The organism is Cytobacillus spongiae (assembly GCF_021390075.1).
Genome location: NZ_CP089997.1, coordinates 1,689,446 through 1,715,359 on the forward strand (window position 1 = coordinate 1,689,446; position 25,914 = coordinate 1,715,359).

General features: G+C 38.4%; 26 protein-coding genes. 19 read left to right on the top strand and 7 right to left on the bottom strand.

The genetic code is table 11. The features are described from left to right. Nucleotides 1-4 precede the first annotated feature (4 nt). The 14 genes from LS684_RS08560 (at nt 5) to LS684_RS08625 (ending at nt 15,668) form a co-directional block, all read left to right on the top strand. Entirely contained in the window at nt 5-1,534 is a 1,530-nt protein-coding gene (locus tag LS684_RS08560) for an ABC transporter ATP-binding protein (RefSeq protein ID WP_233811188.1), read from the top strand. After that, on the top strand, nt 1,534-2,592 hold the full coding sequence (locus LS684_RS08565) for an ABC transporter permease (RefSeq protein ID WP_233811189.1): 1,059 nt from the start codon (nt 1,534-1,536) through the stop codon (nt 2,590-2,592). The genes LS684_RS08560 and LS684_RS08565 overlap by 1 nt, the downstream gene beginning before the upstream one ends. Before the next feature lie 2 nt (nt 2,593-2,594). Beyond that, entirely contained in the window at nt 2,595-3,554 is a 960-nt protein-coding gene (locus tag LS684_RS08570; protein ID WP_233811190.1) for an ABC transporter permease, read from the top strand. A gap of 274 nt (nt 3,555-3,828) precedes the next feature. Further along, nucleotides 3,829-5,109, top strand: a complete 1,281-nt coding sequence (gene yfmF, locus LS684_RS08575) for an EF-P 5-aminopentanol modification-associated protein YfmF (protein ID WP_233811191.1) — start codon at nt 3,829-3,831, stop codon at nt 5,107-5,109. After that, nucleotides 5,109-6,398, top strand: a complete 1,290-nt coding sequence (gene yfmH / locus LS684_RS08580; RefSeq protein WP_233811192.1) for an EF-P 5-aminopentanol modification-associated protein YfmH — start codon at nt 5,109-5,111, stop codon at nt 6,396-6,398. Before yfmF ends, yfmH begins: the two co-directional genes overlap by 1 nt. Before the next feature lie 54 nt (nt 6,399-6,452). Further along, a complete protein-coding gene (ymfI, locus tag LS684_RS08585) occupies nt 6,453-7,178 on the top strand; it encodes an elongation factor P 5-aminopentanone reductase (RefSeq protein WP_233811193.1) in 726 nt (241 codons plus the stop codon). 144 nt (nt 7,179-7,322) lie between these two features. Beyond that, on the top strand, nt 7,323-7,580 hold the full coding sequence (locus tag LS684_RS08590; protein WP_233811194.1) for a DUF3243 domain-containing protein: 258 nt from the start codon (nt 7,323-7,325) through the stop codon (nt 7,578-7,580). A gap of 252 nt (nt 7,581-7,832) precedes the next feature. Then, nucleotides 7,833-8,624 carry a YmfK family protein gene (locus LS684_RS08595; protein ID WP_233811195.1) on the top strand — a complete coding sequence of 264 codons (792 nt, stop codon included), beginning with the start codon at nt 7,833-7,835 and terminating at the stop codon, nt 8,622-8,624. Between the two features lie 12 nt (nt 8,625-8,636). Then, nucleotides 8,637-9,548, top strand: a complete 912-nt coding sequence (locus LS684_RS08600) for a helix-turn-helix domain-containing protein (RefSeq protein ID WP_349293114.1) — start codon at nt 8,637-8,639, stop codon at nt 9,546-9,548. A 56-nt stretch (nt 9,549-9,604) separates the two neighbouring features. After that, entirely contained in the window at nt 9,605-10,183 is a 579-nt protein-coding gene (pgsA, locus tag LS684_RS08605; RefSeq protein ID WP_233811197.1) for a CDP-diacylglycerol--glycerol-3-phosphate 3-phosphatidyltransferase, read from the top strand. A 12-nt stretch (nt 10,184-10,195) separates the two neighbouring features. After that, nucleotides 10,196-11,431: a competence/damage-inducible protein A gene (locus LS684_RS08610; protein ID WP_233811198.1), complete on the top strand. Its 1,236-nt coding sequence runs from the start codon at nt 10,196-10,198 to the stop codon at nt 11,429-11,431. A gap of 296 nt (nt 11,432-11,727) precedes the next feature. Further along, on the top strand, nt 11,728-12,768 hold the full coding sequence (gene recA / locus LS684_RS08615) for a recombinase RecA (RefSeq protein ID WP_284701587.1): 1,041 nt from the start codon (nt 11,728-11,730) through the stop codon (nt 12,766-12,768). 341 nt (nt 12,769-13,109) lie between these two features. Continuing rightward, nucleotides 13,110-14,669, top strand: a complete 1,560-nt coding sequence (gene rny, locus LS684_RS08620) for a ribonuclease Y (RefSeq protein ID WP_233811582.1) — start codon at nt 13,110-13,112, stop codon at nt 14,667-14,669. Between the two features lie 201 nt (nt 14,670-14,870). Then, nucleotides 14,871-15,668, top strand: coding sequence for a TIGR00282 family metallophosphoesterase (locus LS684_RS08625; RefSeq protein WP_233811199.1), 798 nt, complete (start codon nt 14,871-14,873; stop codon nt 15,666-15,668). 4 nt (nt 15,669-15,672) lie between these two features. Here LS684_RS08625 and LS684_RS24280 read toward each other — a convergent pair whose 3' ends face one another. After that, nucleotides 15,673-15,807 carry a GlyGly-CTERM sorting domain-containing protein gene (locus tag LS684_RS24280; RefSeq protein ID WP_432418803.1) on the bottom strand — a complete coding sequence of 45 codons (135 nt, stop codon included), beginning with the start codon at nt 15,805-15,807 and terminating at the stop codon, nt 15,673-15,675. Between the two features lie 223 nt (nt 15,808-16,030). Here LS684_RS24280 and spoVS point away from each other — a divergent pair, with 223 nt between their 5' ends. The 3 genes from spoVS to LS684_RS08640 all read left to right on the top strand — a co-directional run bounded on the left by spoVS (nt 16,031) and on the right by LS684_RS08640 (nt 19,357). After that, a complete protein-coding gene (gene spoVS, locus LS684_RS08630) occupies nt 16,031-16,291 on the top strand; it encodes a stage V sporulation protein SpoVS (RefSeq protein ID WP_003181955.1) in 261 nt (86 codons plus the stop codon). 462 nt (nt 16,292-16,753) lie between these two features. Beyond that, complete coding sequence (locus LS684_RS08635) at nt 16,754-18,490, top strand: 2-oxoacid:acceptor oxidoreductase subunit alpha (protein ID WP_349293115.1); 1,737 nt, start codon at nt 16,754-16,756, stop codon at nt 18,488-18,490. After that, entirely contained in the window at nt 18,491-19,357 is an 867-nt protein-coding gene (locus LS684_RS08640) for a 2-oxoacid:ferredoxin oxidoreductase subunit beta (RefSeq protein WP_233811200.1), read from the top strand. It begins immediately after the preceding gene. 78 nt (nt 19,358-19,435) lie between these two features. Here LS684_RS08640 and LS684_RS08645 read toward each other — a convergent pair whose 3' ends face one another. The 5 genes from LS684_RS08645 to LS684_RS08660 form a co-directional block, all read right to left on the bottom strand. Next, complete coding sequence (locus tag LS684_RS08645; RefSeq protein WP_233811201.1) at nt 19,436-20,368, bottom strand: hypothetical protein; 933 nt, start codon at nt 20,366-20,368, stop codon at nt 19,436-19,438. Nucleotides 20,369-20,460: 92 nt separating this feature from the next. Further along, entirely contained in the window at nt 20,461-20,853 is a 393-nt protein-coding gene (locus LS684_RS24285) for a M67 family metallopeptidase (protein ID WP_432418820.1), read from the bottom strand. Nucleotides 20,854-20,857: 4 nt separating this feature from the next. Beyond that, a complete protein-coding gene (locus LS684_RS08650) occupies nt 20,858-21,010 on the bottom strand; it encodes a hypothetical protein (protein WP_233811202.1) in 153 nt (50 codons plus the stop codon). Between the two features lie 19 nt (nt 21,011-21,029). Continuing rightward, nucleotides 21,030-22,379, bottom strand: coding sequence for a hypothetical protein (locus LS684_RS08655; RefSeq protein ID WP_233811203.1), 1,350 nt, complete (start codon nt 22,377-22,379; stop codon nt 21,030-21,032). Between the two features lie 134 nt (nt 22,380-22,513). Next, nucleotides 22,514-23,707 (bottom strand): BMQ_0737 family morphogenetic spore coat protein, encoded by a 1,194-nt coding sequence (locus tag LS684_RS08660; RefSeq protein WP_233811204.1) that lies wholly within the window; start codon nt 23,705-23,707, stop codon nt 22,514-22,516. Between the two features lie 166 nt (nt 23,708-23,873). On the opposite strand from LS684_RS08660, the gene LS684_RS08665 reads away from it, so the two are divergent. Further along, nucleotides 23,874-25,046, top strand: a complete 1,173-nt coding sequence (locus LS684_RS08665; protein ID WP_233811205.1) for a hypothetical protein — start codon at nt 23,874-23,876, stop codon at nt 25,044-25,046. A gap of 70 nt (nt 25,047-25,116) precedes the next feature. On the opposite strand, the gene LS684_RS08670 is transcribed toward LS684_RS08665, so the two are convergent. Then, nucleotides 25,117-25,359: a hypothetical protein gene (locus LS684_RS08670; RefSeq protein ID WP_233811206.1), complete on the bottom strand. Its 243-nt coding sequence runs from the start codon at nt 25,357-25,359 to the stop codon at nt 25,117-25,119. Between the two features lie 222 nt (nt 25,360-25,581). Between LS684_RS08670 and LS684_RS08675 the strand changes: the two genes are divergently transcribed. Continuing rightward, nucleotides 25,582-25,809 carry a hypothetical protein gene (locus LS684_RS08675; protein ID WP_233811207.1) on the top strand — a complete coding sequence of 76 codons (228 nt, stop codon included), beginning with the start codon at nt 25,582-25,584 and terminating at the stop codon, nt 25,807-25,809. Nucleotides 25,810-25,914 lie beyond the last annotated feature (105 nt).

The window sequence follows — 25,914 nt, forward strand, 5'->3', positions numbered from 1 at the left end:
AAAAATGCAAGATTATGTTATTGAAATGTTAAACATTCGCAAAGAATTTCCGGGCATCGTTGCCAACGACAATATAACTTTACAAGTTGAAAAAGGTGAAATTCATGCATTACTAGGAGAGAATGGTGCAGGAAAATCTACTTTAATGAATGTCCTATTTGGTTTATATCAACCAGAAAAAGGTGAAATTCGAGTAAAAGGTAATAAAGTGAACATTACAAACCCAAACATCGCAAATGAACTTGGAATTGGAATGGTTCACCAGCATTTTATGTTAGTTCATAACTTCACCGTAACTGAAAATATCATCTTAGGTAGTGAACCTACTAAAGGTGGAAAAATCAGCATTGATGAAGCAGCACAGAAAATTGCAGAACTTTCAAAACGCTACGGGCTAGCAGTTGATCCGTATGCGAAGATCGAAGATATCTCAGTTGGAATGCAACAACGTGTAGAAATCCTAAAGACTTTATATCGTGGTGCAGAAATTTTAATTTTTGATGAACCTACAGCTGTGTTAACACCTCAGGAAATAAAAGAACTTATTCAAATTATGTCTCGACTTGTTGAAGAAGGAAAATCCATCATATTGATCACCCATAAGTTAAAAGAAATTATGGAAGTGTGTGACAGATGTACGGTTATCCGTAAAGGAAAAGGGATTGGCACTGTAAATGTGTCAGAGTCAAACCCGGATGAACTGGCTTCCTTAATGGTTGGCCGTGAAGTTCATTTTAAAGTAGAGAAAAAAGAAGCAACACCTAAAGATGTTGTTTTAGATATAGATCAACTCGTTGTTCTAGATTCTAGAAATATTCCGAGTGTTAATGGACTAAAGTTAGATGTAAAAGCTGGAGAGATATTAGGAATAGCTGGAGTAGATGGAAATGGTCAGTCCGAGTTAATTGAAGGGATTGCGGGCCTTCGAAAGGTGAAGTCAGGGACCATTAAACTAAAAGGAAATAACATTACCAATTTACCTGTAAGAAAAGTAACTGAATCAGGTATTGGTCATATTCCTCAGGACCGTCATAAGCATGGCTTAGTACTAGACTTCAGTATTGGAGAAAATATGGTACTTCAAACCTACTATCAAAAGCCTTACTCTAACTCTGGAAAGCTTAATTTCAATAAAATTTTCACGAAAGCGAAAAGCTTAATTTCTGAATATGATGTTCGAACTCCTTCCGAGTTTACACCAGCACGAGCACTTTCTGGAGGAAATCAACAGAAAGCGATTATCGCACGTGAGGTTGATCGCAGTCCAGATTTCTTAATTGCGGCTCAACCCACACGTGGACTTGATGTTGGAGCTATCGAATTTATCCACTCTAAGCTGATTGAAGAGAGGGATAAAGGGAAAGCTGTTCTATTAGTGTCCTTTGAGCTAGAAGAGGTTATGAACCTAAGTGATCGGATCGCTGTTATTTATGAAGGGAAAATCGTCGCTATCGTCGACCCTAAGGAAACAAACGAGCAAGAATTAGGTTTGCTCATGGCCGGTGGTAAGAAAGAAAGTGAAGGTGTTTCATAATGCAAAAGCTTTTAAAAAATGAAAAACTTTTCAATGCGATTGTACCTGTAATTGCTGCCGCTCTTGGTATGATCGTTGGAGCAATTATCATGTTGCTTGGGAATTACGATCCAATAGCAGGCTTCTCAGCATTATTTAATGGAATGTTTGGAAGTCCGAAAGCAATTGGTGAAACGATTCGCGCGGCGACTCCATTAATCTTAGCTGGTCTTGCAGTTGCTTTTGCGTTTAAAACAGGTCTATTTAATATCGGTGTAGAAGGACAACTGTTGATCGGTTGGTTAGCTTCTGTATGGGTTGGATATGCTCTAGACCTACCAACTGTTCTTCATATTCCAGTCGCTATTTTAGTAGCCGCTCTTGCTGGTGGGTTCTGGGGGCTAATTCCAGGATTTTTAAAAGCAAGATTCAAGGTTCATGAAGTAATTGTTACGATCATGCTAAACTATGTAGCCCTATATACAACGGCTGCATTGATTAAAAAGTATTTATACGCAGGAAATGAAAAATCCTATAAAATTGATGAAACTGCTTCGTTATCGTCTTCCTTGCTTTCATCATTGACAGATGGCTCTCGCTTACACTGGGGGATTGTCGTTGCTATTATCGCTTCAATCATCATGTGGTTCCTAATTGAAAAGACTTCAATTGGTTACGAGCTACGAGCTGTTGGTTTCAACCAGCATGCCTCAATGTATGCGGGAATGAATGTGTCACGTAACATCATTCTTTCGATGACGATCTCTGGAGCTTTTGCTGGTATTGCAGGAGCGATGGAAGGATTAGGAACTTTCCAAAACATGACGGTATTATCAGCATTTACTGGAACTGGATTTGATGGAATCGCCGTTGCTCTATTAGGAGCGAATAATGCATTTGGTATTATCATTGCGGCATTATTGTTTGGTGGATTAAGCACAGCAGCTCCACAAATGAACTTTGATGCAAATGTACCATCAGAATTAATTGATATCATTATTGCCCTAATCATTTTCTTTGTGGCATCAAGCTATTTAATTCGTTTAATACTTTCTCGTTTCAGTAAGGAGGGGAAATAATTATGAGCTTCTTAGATATCTTAGCGATTATTATTCCTGCTACCTTATACACGGCAGCTCCACTGGTCTTTACAGCTCTTGGGGGAGTATTTAGTGAACGTTCTGGGGTTGTAAATATTGGTTTGGAAGGACTCATGTTATTTGGTGCATTTTCTGGAGTTCTAACTACGCTTTTAATTCAGGATACAGTAGGAGCGGCCTCTCCATGGATTGCCATCCTTGTTGCAGCGCTGGCCTCTGGGTTGTTTTCATTGCTACACGCGGTTGCTAGTATTTCACTACGAGCTGACCAAGTGGTTAGTGGTGTGGCGATCAACTTTTTAGCAGCTGGTTTATCTTTATTCTTAATAAAAAAGATTTTTGACAAAGGTCAAACAGACTTCATTGATTTTCGTATAAATAAAGAAGATCTTCCATTTTTATCTGATATTCCAGTAGTTGGTGAGATTCTTTTTTCACGGGTTCCATACACTTCGTATATCGCAATTATCGTTGCTATTTTAGTATGGTATCTCATTTATAAAACTCCATTTGGATTACGTTTACGTGCGGTTGGGGAACATCCAATGGCGGCAGACACGATGGGGATTAATGTGAATCGTATGCGTTATATTGGGGTAATGATTTCTGGTGTATTTGCAGGGATTGGTGGAGCTGTATATGCACTTTCCATTTCAGGAAACTTTACAGGAGGCACAATTTCTGGACAAGGTTTCTTAGCGCTAGCAGCGATGATCTTCGGAAAATGGCATCCACTAGGTGCAATGGGAGCAGCTTTATTCTTTGGATTTGCCCAGTCATTAAGTATTACAGGGGCACAAATTCCTTTATTGAAGGAAATTCCTTCTGTATTCTTAATTATTGCACCATATGTATTAACGATACTTGCTTTGACAGGATTCGTTGGACGTGCGGAAGCTCCTAAAGCATTAGGTACGCCATATGAAAAAGGAAAAAGATAATACGGATTGAAGCCTCATCCTTTCAGCAGGATGAGGCTTTTTTCTACTCTATCAGACCGCCGTCTCATCTGATTGGTAAGTAGATTGGCAAAAAAAGATAGGAATCTCTTGTTACAGATGCAAGAAAACGATTCCTTTATAGCCAATAACTTGAAATATAAATTCTTATCAAGGTATAGTAAGAATATGTTTATATACATAGGATAAAATAATGAACAGTGTGTCTGTATTGAGATGAAGATAGATGAGAACTGTGAAATAAGGAGGACGGACGATGACTATTATCGCTGAGTCAATCAAGCAAATGAATGGATATCAATTGCATATCGTCAATACACAGAAATATAAAACAAATACGATCGTTTGGAAGATGAAGGCTCCCCTTAATCAAACTGACGTGACAAATCGAGCGTTATTACCTTATGTACTACAAAGTAATACGGCAACTTACCCTACCACAACAAAGCTAAGAACCTATTTAGACGATTTATATGGGGCGACTTTGTTTGTCGACTTATCGAAAAAGGGAGAATACCATATCATTTCGATTACACTAGAAATTGCAAATGAAAAGTTTTTATCTGATCAAACTCCATTATTAAGAAGAGCATTTGAATTACTATCAGACATAATAACAAATCCCAATGCTTCCAATCATGCATTTCATAAAGAGACGGTAGAAAATGAAAAACGATCCTTAAAACAGAAAATCCAATCATTATTCGATGATAAGATGAGGTATTCGAATTTTCGATTAGTCGAGGAAATGTGTAAAGAAGAGCCATACTCTTTACATGTTCATGGGAACAAAGACGAGGTCGAAAATATTACACCAGAAAGTCTCTATCAATATTACCAAAAAGCCCTAGCTGAAGATGAATTAGATCTTTATGTAATTGGGGATGTAAATGAACAGGAAGCTGAGCAATATGCTAGGGAGCTTTTACAGTTTAATGATCGAGAGCCAGTCAAAGCTCGTGTAATTCAAGGGGAACAACCTGTTGAAGAAAAAGAAATAAAAGAGATTCAAGAAGTGAACCAAGGAAAGCTTAACATGGGCTACCGAACACATGTCGTGTATGGAGATTCAGACTATTATGCTCTTCAAGTGTTTAACGGGATTTTTGGTGGATTTTCCCACTCAAAGCTATTTATTAATGTACGAGAAAAAGCAAGTTTAGCCTACTATGCAGCGAGCAGAATTGAAAGCCATAAAGGACTGATGATGGTCATGTCTGGAATTGATACGAAAAACTATCATCAAGCGATTACGATCATTAAAGAACAAATGGATGCGATGAAGCAAGGGGACTTCACTACTCAAGAGCTTGAACAAACAAAAGCGGTTATTCGCAATCAACTACTAGAGACAATCGATACCTCAAGAGGGTTAATTGAAGTACTATACCACAATGTCGTGTCACATTCGAATATTTCCCTTGATACATGGCTAGAAGAAATGGAAAAAGCGACGAAGGAAGAAGTCATGGCTGTTGCGAATAAAGTACATTTAGATACGGTCTACTTTTTATCAGGAATGGAGGCGGGCGAATAATGGAAAAAATTCAATTTGACCAGCTTCAAGAAGAATTGACGTATGAGAAGCTTGCAAATGGCTTAGACGTCTATATTTTACCGAAAAAGGGCTTTAATAAAACATACGCTACTTTCACTACCAAGTACGGTTCCATTGATAACCACTTTAAGCCACTTAACAAGGATGAGTTCGTTAAGGTACCAGATGGAATAGCTCACTTTTTAGAGCATAAGCTCTTTGAAAAAGAGGATGGCGATGTTTTTCAACAATTTAGCCAACAAGGTGCTTCCGCCAATGCATTCACATCCTTTACTCGAACAGCCTACTTGTTTTCAAGTACATCAAATGTCGATAAAAATTTAGAAACGTTAATCGACTTTGTACAAGCGCCTTATTTTACTGAAAAGACAGTTGAAAAAGAAAAAGGTATTATTGGGCAAGAAATTCGGATGTATGAGGATAATCCGGATTGGAGGCTATACTTTGGACTGATCCAAAATATGTATGAAAAGCACCCTGTAGGAATTGATATTGCAGGTACAGTCGAATCCATTTCCCATATAACGAAGGATATGCTTTATGAATGCTACGAGACATTCTATCATCCGAGCAATATGTTATTGTTTATTGTTGGACCAGTTGATCCTGAGAGCATGTTAGAGGATATTAAGCAAAATCAAGCAAAAAAAGAATACAAAGATATGCCTGAAATCCAGCGTAAATTTGATGATGAAATGGAAATTGTCGCGGAAAAGAAAAAAGTGTTAGAAATGAATGTCCAAACATCGAAATGTCTGTTAGGAATTAAAGGATTCGTCGTTAATGAAAAGGGAGAGGAGCTACTGAAGAAGGAAATTTCAATTAATATCGTATTAGACCTCCTCTTTGGAAAAAGCTCTGACAACTATCAATTTCTGTATAACGAAGGATTAATTGACGACACGTTCTCTTATGACTATACTCAAGAACAAGGATTTGGATTTGCGATGATTGGAGGAGACACGAGTGATCCGGACCGGTTAGCAGAAGAACTAAAAAGGATCCTCCTTCAAGCAAAAGAGGGAAGTGCATTTTCTTCTGAAAGCCTTGATAGAACAAAGAAAAAGAAAATCGGACATTTTTTACGAGCCTTGAACTCACCAGAATTTATTGCGAATCAATTTACCCGTTACGCATTCAATGAAATGGATCTATTTGCTGTCGTGCCAACGCTTGAAGGAATAACCCTTAAGGATGTCGAAGCTAGGATCGATGAATTAATCGCAGAAGAACGGTTAACGATTTGCCAAGTAGTTCCAAAAAAATAAGGAAGATCTGGCGTCGAAGTCTCGACGCTTTTTCTAATAGTAGGGGAAAATAGAATGAGAAAATTTGCGTTAGTTACAGGTGCTAGTGGAGGAATCGGTCAAGCAATTGCTTTCAGATTGGCTCAGGATGGTTATTCATTATATTTGCACTATCATCAAAATGAAAAGGCAATTGACCAGTTAATCTACAAGCTTCAACAAACGAGTGAGGGTGACTATATTCCTGTTCAAGCTGATTTATCTAGTCCAACGGGCTATAAGACACTTGCACAGAACATTTTTTCGATTGACTGTATAATCCATAATAGTGGCAACAGCCATTATGGATTATTAACAGATCTAACGGATGAGCAGCTTCAAATAATGATGGCCGTACATGTAAACTCTCCGATCATGCTGACAAGAGAATTACTCCCCAAGCTGATTTCTCAAAAAAGCGGAAATATTATCGTGATTTCATCCATTTGGGGACAAACAGGGGCAGCTTGTGAAGTGGCATATTCTGCAGCAAAAGGAGCACAGCTCGCCTTTGTAAAAGCACTAAGTAAAGAGGTTGGTTTGAATGGGATTCGTGTGAATGCAATCGCTCCTGGGATCATTGATACACCGATGATCGATGAATTTTCTTCAGAGGATCTAGATACAATCACATCGGAAATCCCAATGGGGAAAATCGGAAAGCCTCAGCATATAGCTGATAGCGTGTCTTTCTTATTATCAGAACAGTCCTCGTACATCACAGGGCAGACGATAGCCATTAATGGTGGATGGTATATGTAAGTATGGAAAGTACCTTTCCGCGAGATGTCTTCATTTGTGGTGGTTGTGTTTTACGCCATGAAAGTTTCACATCTAGTTGATGAATATTTTAACGACCTAGAAAGCAAAATAACAAATGTACAACATTTAAAGGAGGATTATACCATGTCTGTACTAGATAACTGGGATCAATGGAAAGACTTTTTAGGTGATCGTTTACATCAAGCTGAAGATGCTGGAATGAACAAGCAAGTCGTTAATGACCTAGCATATCAAATTGGCGAATACTTAGCACAACAAGTACAACCAAAGAACGACCAAGAGAAAGTGCTTGCGGATCTTTGGTCTGTTGCAAGTGACCAAGAGCAGCATGCCATTGCAAGCATGATGGTCAAGCTTGTTCAAAACGACGGTACACGATAATCCAATCAACCGAAAAGAGAGGGACTACCTCTCTTTTTTGTTTATCTATTCGTTCAACTAATCTATTCCATTTTCACTTCATTCAGTTAGTTACCCGCAATTTCTCCTTGAATCTCCATAATCAACTACAAATTGTAATTTTAAGGCTAGATACACTTGTTTTTCCTTTCATCTTCATACAAAATCATATATTATAGAAGCTAGATAAAAAATATGAAGGAATATGTCACCTTTGCTTAGGAGGTTTTTATTATGGAAAAAACTGAATGGTATTTAGAGTACGAAATTCAAAAAAACCGTCCAGGGTTACTAGGTGATATTTCATCATTACTTGGTATGCTTTCAATTAACATTGTCACAATAAATGGAGTGGATGAAGGAAGACGAGGTCTGCTCATCTTAGCAAAGGATCATGAACAAATTGAACGACTAGAGTCAATTCTACATACAATGGACACAATAAAAGTCATAAAGCTGCGTGAACCGAAGCTGAGAGATCGATTAGCAGTTAGGCACGGGCGTTACATTCAAAGAGATGCGGATGATAAAAAGACATTTCGTTTTGTAAGGGATGAATTAGGTTTACTTGTTGATTTTATGGCTGAATTATTTAAGCAAGACGGACATAAACTAATCGGTATCAGAGGGATGCCCCGCGTTGGGAAAACGGAATCAATTGTGGCATCTAGTGTTTGCGCGAATAAGAGATGGTTGTTTGTTTCTTCCACTTTACTAAAGCAAACCATTCGAAACCAACTAATTGAAGATGAGTATAGCTCTGACAATATTTTTATTTTAGATGGAATTGTATCAACTAGACGTGCGAGCGAACGTCATTGGCAGCTTGTCCGAGAGATTATGAGGTTACCTGCTATCAAGGTAGTAGAACATCCAGATATCTTCGTTCAAAACTCGGAATATAAAATGGAAGACTTTGATTACTTCATCGAGCTTCGTAATGATCCAGATGAAGAAATCAAATACGATATCGTACACAATCATAATATGTTCTCTGATTCAGATTTCGGAGGTTTTGATTTTTAAACAAAATGGAAGGTGTTATCGTTGACGGAATTAGGTAATCGACTGAAAGAAGCTCGGATAGCCAAAGGCTTAAGCTTAGAGGAATTGCAAACTATCACGAAAATTCAAAAGCGGTATTTAGTAGGAATTGAAGAAGGCAATTATAGTTCAATGCCAGGCAAGTTTTATGTACGAGCGTTTATAAAGCAATATGCAGAAGCTGTCGGAATTCAACCGGAAGAGCTTTTTGAGCAATACAAAAGTGAAATTCCTTCCTCTACATATACGGATGAAATTCCAGAAAAACTATCTCGTGTTCAATCGAGAAAGGATATATCTGGTGGAAACTCAAAAATATTTGAATTTCTTCCTAAGATATTAATTGGTGTCTTTATTTTAGGGGCTGTTGCATTAGCCTACTATTTGCTTCCGAAAAACACGGGAGATGACCTAGTTGATGAGCCAGCTACTGAAGAAAATCAGACAGTAAATATCGAGGAATCTGAAAGCTTGGAAAAAGCGAAAGAAGAAGAAAAAGCTGAAGAAGATAATGAAGCAGAACAAGCAGAAGAAGAGAAAGAAGAAACTGAACCTGAACCAGAAATACCGGCTCAACAAATTGAAGTAGCCCAAACAAGTGGAAATGAAACCACGTATGAATTAAAGGATGCAGAAAATTTTGTCCTTAAAGTGGTATCTAAAGGTGAGACTTGGGTGAATATTTTAAATGGAAAAGGGTATTCCTTCTATCAAGGGATGCTTACGAAAGACGGAACAGCCGAGCAAACAGTTGACTTTACGAAAGAAACAGAAGCGATTATTGTCGTAGGAAATGCTGCTGATACAGAGATTTTCGTCAATGATGAAAAGCTTGAGTATGCTACTTCTCCTGCAGATATCGTCCGTCAGGATATAACGATCCGCTATGTTCCCACTGCTGAATAGTCATCATTAGGATGACTATTTTTGGCATGTTTTTTACTATTATTTGGAGGTTTCTTATGAATTTACCTAATAAAATTACAATATCTCGCATTTTCCTGATCCCTGTATTTCTACTTATTATGCTTGTTCCATTTAATTGGGGAGAAATAGACATTCTTGGTGCAGAAATGCCTGTTACTCATTTGGTAGGGGCATTATTGTTCATCATTGCCTCTACGACGGATTGGATTGATGGCTACTATGCTCGTAAATACGACCTAGTAACAAACTTAGGGAAATTTCTTGACCCATTAGCAGATAAGCTTCTCGTATCTGCTGCATTAATTGTCTTAGTCGAGCTGCATTTAGCTGCTTCTTGGATTGTCATTTTAATCATAAGTCGTGAGTTTGCGGTAACGGGACTGCGCCTTGTGTTAGCTGGGGAAGGGGAAGTGGTTGCCGCAAATATGCTAGGGAAAGTGAAGACGTGGACTCAAATCGTTGCCATTTCTGCCTTGCTTTTACACAATATTGGCTTTGAGCTGCTTTCTATCCCATTTGCTGATATGGCATTATGGGTTGCCATGTTCTTTACGGTATGGTCTGGATGGGACTATTTTGCGAAAAACAAACAAGCTTTTGTTAATTCGAAATAAGGTGGAAATGCGATGAATGCTGAAATTATTGCTGTTGGTTCTGAGTTGTTGTTAGGGCAAATTGTGAATACAAATGCTCGCTTTTTATCAAAGCATCTAGCAGAGATCGGAATCAATGTGTTTTATCATACGGTTGTAGGGGATAATGCGAACCGGTTGAAATCTACAATTGAAATAGCAGAACAGCGATCAGACCTGATTATCTTTACAGGTGGACTTGGACCAACGAAGGATGACTTAACAAAGGAAACGATTGCAAAGCATATCGGTAAAGAACTAGTTATGGATGAAGCTGCCCTTACATCAATAGAACAATACTTTGTCCAGGTTAATCGGCAAATGACGGATAATAATCGCAAGCAGGCCCTTATATTAGAGGATTCAACCGTGCTTAAAAATGATCATGGGATGGCACCAGGAATGTTGCTGCGAACGAATACACATATGTATATGCTTTTGCCAGGTCCTCCAAAAGAAATGGAACCGATGTTTTTCAATTATGGGCTTTTGGCTATTAAAGGACAGCTTCAGTCGGATGATCGGATTGTTTCGCGGGTATTGCGCTTTTTCGGTATTGGAGAAGCGGCACTTGAAACGGAGATTGAAGACCTAATAGATAGTCAAACAAACCCAACAATAGCACCGCTTGCTGCTGATGGAGAGGTTACCCTTAGGCTAACGGCCAAGCATCAATCAGAAGACACAGCAAACAGATTACTGGATGAAGTCGAGGAGAAAATCCTTTCTCGAGTAGGGGACTTTTTTTACGGTTATAATGATACATCTCTTATCAGCGAGCTTTCGAAGCAATTGAAGAGTAAAAATCTCACTATCGCTTGTGCAGAAAGCTTAACAGGGGGACTATTTCAACAAGAATTGACCGCCATTCCTGGTTCGGGAGATCTATTAGCTGGAGGCATCGTATGTTATACGAACGACGTGAAAACGAAATTGCTTCAGGTAAAAGAGAGTACCATACAAGAGTTTGGTGTAGTAAGTGAACCATGTGCGATTGAACTTGCGGAAAACGTCCAAAAATTGCTCGGATCCGACATCGGTATTAGCTTTACGGGTGTTGCAGGCCCTGATGAATTAGAAGGTAAGCCTGTTGGAACGGTCTATATTGGCATCGCCATCAATGGAAAACCTACTATCGCAGAAAAATTAAGCTTAGCAGGGACTCGCAGCGGCATTCGCAGCCGAACGGTTAAATATGGAAGTAGTCTCTTACTAAAGTCCCTTACTTAAATAACGCGTAAAATAACAGAATGCTAAATTAGTATTCTGTTATTTTTTTGAAAATATAAAATTCAGACTTCTTGCGAAAAAGCAATTCTTGACCATATATTTTATTGAAAAATGGCAATTCCTCTAGTAATTCAACCATTATTGCTACCAGGATACGTCAAAAACAATCGAATAAATGTTCGATTTTTTGCTCGACAAAAGAAATAAAAAAGTATATAGTAAAGATAGGTTTTAGATGAATGAACCGAAAGCATGAATCTACTAGATGGATTCTTCAATATAAGGAGGAAAACTTTGTGAGTGATCGTCAAGCAGCCCTCGAAATGGCACTAAAGCAAATCGAAAAGCAATTTGGAAAAGGCTCTATTATGAAATTAGGAGAACAGACTGAAACAAGAATTTCAACTGCTCCTAGTGGTTCTCTAGCATTAGATGCTGCCCTTGGTGTGGGTGGATATCCAAGAGGTCGTATTATTGAAATTTATGGTCCAGAGAGCTCTGGTAAAACAACCGTTGCATTGCATGCAATTGCAGAGGTTCAAGCAACAGGTGGTCAAGCAGCATTTATCGATGCCGAGCATGCTTTAGACCCAGTCTACGCTCAAAAGCTTGGAGTAAACATCGATGAACTATTACTCTCTCAGCCTGATACAGGAGAGCAAGCACTTGAGATTGCTGAAGCACTTGTACGAAGCGGGGCAGTTGATATATTAGTCATTGACTCAGTTGCCGCATTAGTACCGAAAGCAGAAATCGAAGGAGAAATGGGAGATTCACACGTAGGTTTACAAGCTCGTCTAATGTCTCAAGCACTTCGTAAGCTTTCTGGTGCAATTAACAAATCGAAAACGATCGCGATTTTTATCAACCAAATTCGTGAAAAAGTAGGAGTAATGTTTGGTAATCCTGAAACAACTCCTGGTGGACGTGCGCTGAAATTCTATTCTTCTGTACGCTTAGAAGTTCGCAGAGCTGAAACGTTAAAACAAGGAAATGACATGGTTGGAAATAAAACAAAGATCAAAGTTGTTAAGAATAAGGTGGCTCCTCCGTTCCGTGTAGCTGAAGTAGATATTATGTACGGCGAAGGAATTTCGAAAGAAGGAGAAATCATCGATTTAGGTTCTGAGCTAGACATCGTTCAAAAGAGTGGTTCATGGTACTCTTACAATGAGGAACGTTTAGGTCAAGGTCGTGAAAACGCCAAGCAATTCCTTAAGGAGAATCCTGACATTCGCCTTGAGATTCAAAAGCAAATCCGTGAGCATTACGGCTTAGATGGTGAAAAAGTCGTAAGTCCTGAAGAAGATCCGGAGCAATTTGAATTAATCGACTAATACGATTTATGGGTAAAGTCTCATTAGGCTTTACCCATTTTCTTTAAGGAATAATAGCTTGTTCACCGCACAAAAGATACGCAAGTACTCTTAGAAAGGCGATTGTCCATCAACTAATAGATAGAATAGTAAAATAATTCATATGGAGTTAGACATGGTTGTCTGTCAAACCCTTGACAATACATATACACAGCTATAAAATTAAAGTTGTATATTTTACAAACCTATGAATATTAAAACGTTTGAAAAGCCTTTGTGCTGTATGTTGATTTTGACCAATGTACATGCCGACACTTTAGAAACGTATTGCAAACAAGTTCATAGCAAGAGGAGGTGAAATGATGGATCTTATTACAATCATCTCCATTTTGCTTGGCCTATTCGTCGGTGCAGTTGTTGGCTACTTTTATCGTAAATCCGTTGCAGAAGCTAAAATTGCTGGAGCTAAGAACGCTGCTAATTCAATAATTGATGAAGCAAAGCGTGAAGCAGAAGCATTAAAGAAGGAAGCTCTTTTAGAAGCAAAGGATGAAATTCATAAGCTTCGGACCGAAGCAGAACGTGAAATTCGCGAACGAAGAAATGAACTACAAAAACAAGAAAATCGATTATTGCAAAAAGAAGAGAATCTTGATCGTAAGAATGAATCGTTAGATAAACGAGAAGTGCTTTTAGAGAAGAGAGACGATTCTCTTAACAAAAAACAACAGCATATTGAAGAGATGGAAAGCAAAGTGGACGAGATGGTACGATCACAACAAACTGAGTTGGAGCGCATCTCGGGCTTAACTCGTGATGAGGCGAAGTCCATCATTTTAGAGCGAATGGAGCAAGAGCTTGCTCATGAAGTCGCGATAATGATTAAAGAGAGCGAGAACAAAGTGAAAGAGGAAGCTGATAAAAAGGCGAAGGAGTTACTATCACTTGCTATCCAACGATGTGCTGCAGATCATGTAGCGGAGACAACTGTATCAGTTGTAAACCTACCTAATGATGAAATGAAGGGGCGCATAATTGGACGCGAGGGTCGTAACATACGAACTCTTGAAACTCTAACAGGAATCGATTTGATAATCGATGATACTCCTGAAGCGGTTATCTTATCAGGATTTGATCCAATTCGTCGGGAAACGGCACGATTAGCACTAGACAAACTAGTTCAGGATGGTCGTATTCACCCAGCACGTATTGAAGAAATGGTAGATAAGGCTCGCCGTGAAGTAGACGAGCATATCCGCGAAATTGGTGAGCAAACCACCTTTGAGGTGGGTGTACACGGGTTACACCCTGACCTGATCAAGATTCTTGGCCGCTTGAAATTCCGAACTAGCTACGGACAAAATGTGTTAAAGCATTCCATGGAAGTAGCACAGCTTTCCGGGTTACTAGCAGCAGAGCTTGGTGAGGATGAAGTATTAGCTCGCCGTGCTGGATTGCTACATGATATTGGAAAAGCCATTGATCACGAGGTTGAAGGAAGTCACGTTGAAATTGGTGTTGAACTGGCAACAAAGTATAAGGAACACCCTGTTGTTATCAATAGTATTGCTTCACATCATGGTGACACGGAACCTACTTCAATCATTGCCGTTCTTGTAGCTGCAGCGGACGCCCTATCAGCAGCTAGACCAGGAGCACGTCGTGAAACACTTGAAAACTATATTCGCCGCCTAGAGAAGCTCGAAGAAATTTCTGAGTCATATGAAGGCGTTGAAAAATCATTTGCGATTCAAGCGGGTCGTGAGGTTCGAATCATGGTTAAGCCAGATACGATCGATGATCTTTCAGCACATCGTTTAGCTCGAGATATTCGGAAACGAATTGAAGAAGAGCTTGACTATCCAGGTCATATTAAAGTAACGGTGATCCGTGAAACGAGAGCTGTTGAATACGCGAAATAAAGCGGTGCTTAATGCACCGCTTTAATTTTTTGCCAAATATTCGCTAAGATGTCATGCTGTCTATGCGTAGAATCGGAGATAGGTGGAAAAATAGGCAGTAGCTAAAGAGTTCATATGCTGCGGATATGATACAATTGATTAGCAAGTGTTCAACGTATCCAATTGAGCAACACCATTTTACATAATAGGAAGGGTTTCGTTATGCATATATTATTTGTAGGAGATGTCGTAGGGTCACCTGGTCGCGATATGGTACATGAATATGTACCAAAGCTAAAAGAGAAATACCGTCCCCATGTAACCATTATTAATGGAGAAAATGCGGCAGGCGGAAAAGGAATTACCGAAAAAATTTATCGTGGATTTCTAGAGGTTGGTGCCCAAGCCGTAACTCTTGGGAATCACACATGGGATAATCGCGAAATCTTCGAATTTATTGATGATGCCAAATACTTAGTACGTCCAGCAAATTTCCCAGCAGATAATCCAGGAAAAGGAATGGTCTACCTTAAATTCAATCAAGTAGAAATTGCAGTGATTAGTTTGCAGGGACGAACCTTTATGCCAACCATTGATTGTCCATTTAAAAAGGCTGATGAGCTTGTTACCGAAGCGCGAGAAAGAACTCCGTTTATCTTTGTTGATATGCATGCGGAGGCAACCAGTGAAAAGCAAGCAATGGGCTGGTACTTAGATGGTCGCGTGTCCGCTGTAATCGGAACACATACACATGTTCAAACAGCAGACGAACGAATCCTACCAGGAGGAACAGGTTATTTATCGGATGTAGGAATGACCGGACCATATGATGGGATTTTAGGAGTAGAAAGAGAAGCGGTATTAAAGAGATTTATCACAAGTTTGCCAAGCCGCTTTGAGGTGCCGAAAGAAGGGCGAGCTCAATTAAGCGCTGTGCGTATTGAATTAGATGGGAAGACAGGCTTTGCAAAGAAAATGGAACGCATCCTAATCAATGATGATCATCCATTCTATAGTTAATTCTCTATTCCAGGCCTGCTCTTGTTAGAGCAGGCCTTTTTAGTTGTTTCGTAAAAATATTTCCGCAGACACTTATCTTAAGGACATAAATAAAAGCAAGCGTTAGTAATGACCAAATAGTTAAAGACCCGCCTGACAAATCAAGTCATCGAAGGATTGAAAAAAAGCGGCCAATTGGAGATTATTTAGTCCAAGCTGGAATATGTGTTTAATATTCTGAATATAGTAGCAGTGGAATGATATATTCCTGACATGTTCTTTTGAGGTTGAACGGGTTTGCCATCATTTATCCATCAAAAAATTCCGATTCACCTATCTCAAATCAGTTCATGCAGGAGGGGATAAACAAGGAGGAGCTAGGAATGGAAATATTAAAAGTTTCAGCAAAGTCTAATCCTAATTCTGTAGCTGGTGCGCTTGCTGGTGTTCTACGCGAAAGAGGTGCTGCGGAGATCCAAGCCATTGGGGCGGGTGCATTAAATCAAGCCGTTAAGGCAGTAGCGATTGCAAGAGGTTTTGTTGCACCTAGCGGAGTGGATTTAATTTGTATCCCTGCATTCACCGATATACAAATTGATGGTGAAGAACGGACAGCTATTAAATTAATTGTAGAGCCTAGATAGACTTTTGAAGGAATCCATTTAGAGCCTGTTTGCGTTTTCGCAAAGAGGCATTTTTTTTTCAAGGAATTCGAAGAAAGACCACTTACTTTCAGATAAAATACTATTCTAATATATTCCTAAAATTGTGTAGAAAGCAAAAAAATGTAAAATGTTTTTCCACGTTACAAATAATGAAAAATCTGTGTATAAAGATGTGGAGTAGACATGGAAGTAATTGTATAAATGTAGATTCTCTTTTACTATTCTGAAAATAAAAAAATATTCATATTTTCATCAATTATTGCCCGGAAAGGGTTGCTTTTTTTAATAGATAGGTCTAGAATTGAAATCGTTTAGTACCCAACCAAAATTCCAATAATAGCCGTTTTTATCTATCATTTTTAAGGATGCTTGGAAAAGTGCTACACTTAAATTGAAGCGTTTTTTTACATATTTTTTAACGTATCTAAAGGGGTGTAAGATATGATCAATCAACTTTCGTGGAAAGTTGGCGGGCAGCAAGGGGAAGGAATTGAAAGTACAGGGGAGATTTTCTCCATTGCGCTAAATCGATTAGGCTACTACTTGTATGGTTATCGTCACTTTTCATCTCGTATTAAAGGTGGCCACACAAATAATAAAATTCGTGTTAGTACAACTCAAGTTCGTTCGATTTCAGATGATCTTGATATTTTGGTAGCGTTTGACCAAGAAACTATCGATCTAAACTACAAGGAATTACATGCAAAAGGGGTCATGATTGCTGATGCGAAATTTGATCCAAAACAACCTGAAGATACAGAAGCAACATTGTATGCGGTTCCATTTACGGAAATTGCAACTGAATTAGGAACATCTCTAATGAAAAACATGGTTGCTGTTGGAGCAACTTGTGCCGTGTTAGACCTTGATATAAAAGTTTTCGAAGAAGTAGTCCAAGAGATTTTCGGACGAAAAGGCCAACAAGTGGTTGATAAAAACATGGAAGCCATTAAAGCTGGCTTCGACTTTATGAAAGAGCAGCTTGGTGAGAACGTGCAGCCAATGGTTCTTGACAAAGCAGATGGTCAAAAGCGTTTATTTATGATTGGAAATGATGCCATTGCTCTAGGAGCATTAGCTGGAGGATGCCGCTTTATGGCAGCATACCCAATTACACCTGCATCTGAAATCATGGAATATTTAATTAAGAAGCTTCCTGACTTAGGGGGAAGTGTCATTCAAACAGAAGACGAAATTGCCGCTGTTACAATGGCAATTGGAGGAAACTATGCTGGCGTTCGAACATTAACGGCTTCAGCAGGTCCTGGTCTATCTTTAAAAATGGAAGCAATCGGACTTTCAGGGATTACTGAAACTCCGCTCGTAATTGTAGATACACAGCGCGGTGGTCCGTCAACAGGATTACCGACGAAACAAGAGCAATCGGACTTAATGGCGATGATCTACGGAACACATGGTGAGATTCCAAAGATTGTCATGGCGCCAAGTACGGTTCAAGAAGCATTTTACGATACGGCAGAAGCCTTCAACCTTGCTGAAGAGTATCAATGTCCTGTTATTATCCTATCAGATTTACAATTATCATTAGGAAAGCAAACAGTTGAACCACTTGAGTTTGATAAAGTAGAAATTCGTCGTGGTAAGCTGGCACAAGATGAGCTTCCTGAAATTGAAAACAAAGGCTATTTCAAACGCTTTGAAGTTACAGAAGACGGCGTTTCGCCACGTGTAGTTCCGGGGATGAAGAACGGAATCCACCATGTGACCGGTGTTGAGCATGATGAAACTGGTAAACCATCTGAATCTGCTGCTAACCGTATCGCACAGATGGATAAGCGTTTCCGCAAGGTTGAAAATCTGAAGTTTAATACACCTATTTATAAAAATGCTCCACATGAAGAAGCTGATCTTTTAATCGTTGGCTTTAACTCAACTCGTGGTGCTATTGAAGAGGCAATGACTCGCCTTGAGAAGGATGGGCTAAAAGTGAATCACGCACAAATTCGCTTAATTCACCCGTTCCCAACGGATGAAATGCTTCCATTAATGAAATCCGCTAAGAAGATTGCTGTTGTGGAGAATAATGCAACTGGACAATTGGCAAACATTATGTTGATGAACGTCGGACATGCAGAGAAAGTGAAAAAGGTCTTAAAGTACGACGGAAATCCATTCTTGCCACATGAAATTCACACCAAATGCAAGGAGTTGTTCTAAATGGCAACATTTAAAGATTTTCGTAACAATGTAAAACCTAACTGGTGTCCTGGTTGTGGAGATTTCTCTGTTCAAGCGGCAATCCAACGTGCAGCAGCCAATGTCGGTTTAGAGCCAGAAAACTTAGCGGTCGTTTCAGGGATTGGTTGCTCTGGGCGTATTTCTGGATATATTAATTCATATGGTTTCCATGGAATCCATGGTCGTTCTCTTCCAATTGCACAAGGTGTAAAAATGGCTAACCGTGATTTAACAGTTATCGCTTCTGGTGGTGACGGGGATGGATTTGCCATCGGAATGGGCCACACAATTCATGCGATCCGACGTAACATCGATATTACCTATATCGTAATGGATAACCAAATTTACGGCTTAACGAAGGGACAAACGTCTCCACGTTCAGCGACTGGCTTCAAAACAAAGTCAACACCAAAAGGCTCAATTGAACAAGCGATTGCTCCTATGGAAATGGCTTTAACTGCTGGTGCTACATTTGTTGCACAAAGCTTCTCTACAGATTTAAAAGATCTAACTGCATTAATCGAAGCAGGAATTAATCATAAAGGATTTTCATTAATCAACGTATTTAGCCCATGTGTAACCTACAATAAAGTAAACACGTACGATTGGTTCAAAGAGAACTTAACCAAGCTAAGTGACTTAGATGGCTATGATTCTTCAAATCGCGAACAGGCTATGCAAACATTAATGAAGCATGATGGTCTTGTTACAGGGTTAATCTATCAAGATAAAGAACGTAAGTCCTATCAAGAGCTACTAGCTGGTTATTCTGAAGAGCCACTTTCAAAAGCGGACCTTCAATTAGATCAAGCTCATTTTGATAAGCTAGTCTCAGAATTTATGTAAGATGTGAAAAAAGCTGATTCAATCCTATATTTGGGTTGAATCAGCTTTTTTCTGTGTGAAGTGAGATAGACTAGAGAGCTATTTTAACTCGTTTTTATTCATTGAATGGATTTCTTTTGTCAAATCTTCCATATGTTCCGTAAGCTGTAGAATGATTTGATTGCTTTGGTTGACCTGGTCTCCGTACTGATATAATTCGTTGAGTAGTTTTAAGAAGTCAAAGGCTTCTAACTGACCTGAGGGGGATTGATTCGAATCATCCTCCATGTGGATGGCATTTGGAAGAGTCTCTTTGTTAAACTCCTCAATTTTCTCAAATATATCCGTTGTGATTTTTTCGTAGTTTCGGATGCCTAATTGATGATAGGATAGCTTGTGTTCGAGAAACGCTATTCTATCGCTCGCTTCTTTCAAATCTTCCTCATACTGCAGTTGTGTTTTTTGATAATGCTCGATTTTTGCTGCTTGTTTCTCGAGAACGATTTCTTTTTCTTTCAGAACGTGTAGCTCATTTGTCTTTTCAAGTATGTTATTCTCAAGGTTCGTTATTTTCGTTTGTAACACTTGATTTTCGTCTTGAAGCTGAGCCATTTGGCCATGCTGTTCTTCTATGACACTTGTCAACTCCTTGCACCTTTTCTCTGAAGCTTCATAACCAACCTCTAAGGTTTCATATTGTTCTTTAAGTTGAATGAAGTGACTGAGTTGTTCTTTATTCTTTTCGATGAGATTCTCTATTGATTGAAGGTGGTTTACTTCAGACTGTTGAAAGAGTTGAATTTCATTTTGGAGAGCGATTGTCTGTTGTTCAGTTTGAACTACTTTTTCTTTATAATCGGTTAACTCACTTTGCGTTCGAAAGCTCTCTTCCTTTAATTGTTCTATTTGCTTTACGCGATTTGAGCTTTCGGATTGTTTTGCCTTTTCCTTATACTTTTCAACCTCTGATTTTAAGTGAATGATTTGTTGTTGAAGTAGGATACATTTTTGTTCCCAATTAGTATAGAGCATATGAACTCCTCCCATGTATTCGTCTGTATCCTTACATGTATATGTATAAGGCAAACAAGTGCAACACACGCACTTGTTTGCTTTTTACTTGATTAAAAAGTGGTTATGGAGAGGGGGGAAACGTTCCTCTGATGGATGTGATAACACCTAACTACTGGTCTGTTCCTTTGAAACGACAAAATGATATAGGCCGCTTCAGGGTAAGATGCGTATCTAATATCTAATTGAGAAGGGTAGGGGGCTGAAGTAGGGTGCGAATGGTAGATCCCTAAAAAGCTTTCTCCTTGTTCCTTCATATGGTGAAAGGTCTCCTGCATGTCATTTATGTCCATGGCAAATTCATTTGGGCTATGCAATATATTCTTCATTTGATAAATGGTTTCAATCTTTCCGTTTTTTCCAGACAGGAGTCCACATCCTTCATTCGGGAGCTCTCGCTGGCAATGCTGAATCATATCGAAGAGTATTTGTTTCCTTATCCGAATGTCTTTACGCTCTTTTTCCGCAGCATCCGCCTTTTCGGGGGGACGTAACGGATGCTTTAACTTTAGATTGCTGTGTGGATGCAGGTCTGACTACGCTTTTTTTTGTTTTTGGCAATTTCGATTTGCCGAACGCTCTACTAATTTGTGACGGTGTCATGAAATACCACTCCTATCCATTATTTATATGGGTTTTGCGAATATTTACTTGGGTTAAATACGGTTGCTCCTGTCATATTTTGATTAAAAGGATAATATTGTTTAGCAAGGTTAACCACGTTTTTTTGTCTATTGTTTGTGGTGTTTCTTGATTGAGCACTCGTGTTGCTTCTTCCTTGAACATTTTGGTTGTTTTTTATTTTTGAATATTCTCTTGGATTCGCTAGCATCCTTTGAAAGTACTCCTGGGGATTTCTTTCTTTTGATGCACCTTTAGATATAGAGTTTTGACTAGGACTTTGCGAATTTGCCCGATTTAGCTTTGCTTTGTAGTCTTTCTCTTTTAGCTTTAATTTCTTGATTGTTTGGTTGAGTTTTTCTGTGTTTGTTTGGTAGTTTTGATTTTCTATTTTTAAAGAGGCCAACTCTTTTTCAATAGCAGAAAGCTTTGTATTATGGTCTTCTTCCTTTTTTACAAACTCTTCTAGGTTTGTTAGTATCCTTTTAATATCACTACTAGTACCTTGCTCAATTTGCTCTTGATTTTGGAGGTAACTGTGTACCTTCTGAAGCAAGAGTTCATACTGGTTGACTCCTTCTGTTAACACTTTAACTTTATGGTTCAAGGCTTCAATTTTGTCTAAATATTCTTCTTCCCTTGAACTATTCCATAGGTTCCATCCCAATTGGAACCACCTCCTTTTTTCTAGGTGGCTGTTTTCTTTATCGGTGCTTATGGAATTAGAGGTATTGGTAGGTAATGTAGAGGGGTTTGAATCATACATCCCTTCAATCGTCTTACTTGTGGAGATGTGATTGATAATTTCCTCTTGTAATTCACAAAGAATGACTTGGAATTGACTTGCATGACCAACTCGCTGGTCAATGCTATTTAAATGATCAGCGATTCCCTTTAGTTCTTGGTTTACATTCCAATAATTGATGCGAAGGGAATCATAATGTTTCGTTTTTTTATCCAAAAGTGCAATGGTATGTGATAGATGGTGATGCTCCTTTAAATATTTGGCAGCTTCCATAAACTGTTGCTTTTGAAGAGAGCTATGCTTATTTGATAATTCGATGTTTTTCTGCTGAAAGTCTCTTAATCGATCTTGGACGTGATGATAATCTTGGACCGTTTCCTTCATCTTGGCTAATGTGTCAATAGAAGGCTTAAGCTTTTGAGTGGTCTGCTGCAGCTTAATGGCTAACAGCAGTTGCTCCTCTAAAAACTGGTACTTGTTCACATGCATTTGAAGCCGAGACCTAACTGACGAAGCGAGCTGTTTATAAAAAGAGAGCTTATCCTCCAACTGCTGCAGCTGGCGTGAATCCATCTCCATATAAACAGGGAACTCTTCACAGGACATTAGTTGATACCCACCTTTTTCCTTTTTAATACAATATGTGGGAACTCAACATTGTGTTAGGATGAAGTGCAATAAAAAGAAGGGTTGCCCCTTCTTTTTATAAGGTAAAGTAACACAAATGAGAAAAATTTTTATTATACTTCATCAAAAGTGATACAATCTTGAACTTCAATATCCTCATCTGCAGTAGTTACTGTTGTAATATATGTTCCACCTTGACCATCATTAAGAGTTAATGTGTAAGAATCAGTAGCCCCATCAGATAGTATTAATGAGAATGTAGCATCACGGTCCGGAATCAGTGGATTCACAAAATTCCATCTACCACTACCTGTTACTGTTAGCAAAGAAGTAGTAGTATTAAATGTACATGTTGGATAATTTATTTCATCTGCAGTGAATGTGAATGAATATCTTAGCCCACCTGGAGGTATTATTGCACGATTGTCTTCAATCGAATAGCTCATTGTACTACCATCTAAATTACAATTGTTACAGATAGTAGCCATTAGTGTTTGAACATTCGGAACTCCAATAGGACCAGCAAGTATAGGTGGAGTCGTATTTGTTGTAACACCTGCAAAGGTACCATTTGTTTGATCTTCCTCAACAGAATCTGCAAAACCTTGACAAGTACAGTTTGCTTCAGGGAAAATTGTTGGGCATTGTTGAGGATACTCGAATGTAGGGCATGAACCGCCTGGTGGAAGTTCAATATCATTTTCTCGAGGGAAGCAGAATTTCCCTTCTACTTCTAGCTTTACTTCTGCTTCAAATTGAACATCAAAGCAAATATCTAGAGCGATTTGTAATCCTAGATCAGGTACTCCTGTTTCATTGAAGTTTGTGTCGCATGTTAAAGAAATGATACGACACGTTGCGTTATCATTTGTTAGTAGTTCTGGTACACAGGCTACTAATCTACGGGAAGTAGAAAAGGTTGGTCTAAATTGACAGATAGGTAATCCTGTATTATCAAACACCGTAATCAGTGGTCTAACAGTTAAAATTACCTTGACTACACCTAGTCCTTCTGGTAATCCTTCTCGATCAATAATAGCAGAAACGACACAAGATACGTTGCCAGATGGATCTGGAATTGGGTTTAGCGGGAAGAATCCTCCTACTGGGGGAGCCTCACAAGTTACATTAAGAGGTGTACGACCGTCTGCAACTGCTGCAGCAATGTTTGCTGCACAGTCAGCTGGAACGTTTACTGAATCATCCGTGCTGATTGCATCGAATACCCAGTCATAGACTTTTGGTACACGAATACATTCGAGTGAAACATTATTAGGGTTCAATTGTGAACCTCTGATTTGTTTCATTTATATCATCCTTTCAATAAGTTTTCTGTACAATAGTATCCTATGGAATTGGCCTCCAGCTGGTAATAGATAATTAGCCTGTTTTTTACAAAAAATTGAAATTAGTACTCATATCTAGTTTTCAGAAGAATATATATAGCTTGAAGCCAAATTCTCGAGGTGAGATATGAGTTTAATCGTTATTTTCGAAGGAGATAAGATAGGGAACCTCTCTGAAGGTAGTCTACATGCCTTTTCCTTGTTTTGTGAGCAACAAGGCTTATTGGCTAATATAGATGAAAGTAAAGGGCAGGTTAAGGTGGCTCGTCATAGAATCCATCTGCCGATTATTCGTATAGAATGTAGTCAGGATCAAAATCAGGATGTTTGTAGAAGAATCAATCAAATTGTAGAGAATTGTGGAATAGAGCATACTAACCGGGAGGAATCTGAAATTCCGTTTAATATAACGGCATTAGAAGCAAATAAAGCATCCAAAGAATCAATTACTTTACATTATCCGAACCATTTGAACGAAAAGATAAAGAATATTATTTTACAAGAGCTTAATATAAGTAAGTTTACATACCATTTGAAGGATTATTCTCCAAAAAAACCTGCTGATCCGCGTATATTGGTGCAATGGGAATACCCAGCAAATGCTTCACAGGACCATTGGAAGGGTCAATTAGTTCGAGTTATTGCAAGAATTCTAATTCGGTATTACAAACAAGAAGAACAAACTCGATTCTTTAGTTATCTACCAAATGAAATGGTTAAGAATTTCCTAGTATCGATATTAACCTCTACCAAACCAACTAACTCAAATCCAATCAAGCCGCCAAATAATCCTCAAGCGCAAAAACAAGCCCGACAAACTATAGTCAACCATAAACAAGCCGAAGTTTTCCTAGATTATCGGATGATTCCGCCAAAAAAGAACAAAGAAGATAGCGAATATATGATATTTGCAAATCTAATAGTGAAAAATGTTGGTAATGTAAGACTAGAGAAGCCGGTGATATGCTTACAGGTCGACCCAATAAAAGTCGTACAAATACAAGGCCAGGCGATACCAGAAAAAATGGTTCAAGTGTTAGCAACTACAAGTAATGGAAGCGAAAAAGGGTGGAAGTACGTGTATTCCGATTGGCTTAAGAGAGTAAAAGAAAAGGGAGAGTATTGGGTCACCCCCATTGAAGAGGTAACAATCTCTCCAAATGAATCCGTTTCGTATTCATTTAAAATGTTTTTCCCGGAGCCACCGCCAACTACGGAAATTGTCGTGAGTGGGTTTGCTTATTTTAATGAAGGGAAAGAACAGTATTCTGGGAATAATCATATACATCTTGATTTTTAATATGTTAGCCGTATTTGGATCTCATTTTGATCTTAATACGGCTAATTTTTTTCCTATTATTCATGAGTATTTATTTTTCTTTTTTATCTGGTGGGAAATTGTTTACTGGGATTTTTACTTGTTTCAACTTCTCGGAAAGAACTTTATTAATCATTTCATGATCAACTTTAATGGGGATGTTGTTTGTTTCAGGTGATGATGTGTTAGGAAGTTTGGTTAATTCATTTATTAGGCACAGCATTTCCCTTTGTTGTTTTAATATGAATGCTAGAAGCAAGAAGATACCACCATTTAATACTAGTATGATTTCCAAACAAAACCTCTCCTTTCATTAAATAATATATTTAATGCTGAAAGAGGAGTAGTTGTATGGGGGAATAACGGAGTAAACAGAATAATTAGTTAATAAATGGTAAAAATGTGCTGTTTGCCATGGTGTTTTAACATATTTTTCTCAAAGTTAGTATAGAAGCCTTTTCCGAAAAAAAGGAAATTCATAGAATATACTATTACGATTGAAGGGAGGGAATATTTAATGCCTTGTTCAAATACCCCAGTTACTATTCCAGTTTGTTTAGAGATTGAAACTAATGTATTAACAGGTGTTCAAACCCAAGAGGTTACTTGTGGGACCTGTACACAGTCAGTTTCATTCACTTCACCGATATTAACTATTACTACGCCTTTAACATACGAGTATGAAGTAACAATTGAAGATAACTTAGAAGCAACTGTAACACTTATTAATATTACTTCACCGTAATAATTTGACAAAAAAGAGATGGAGTGTTCTTACTCTATCTCTTTTTCATGTTGTATTAAATTTATGTATTCACTGTTTATATTGATATAGCTTCTAAGTAGTTTT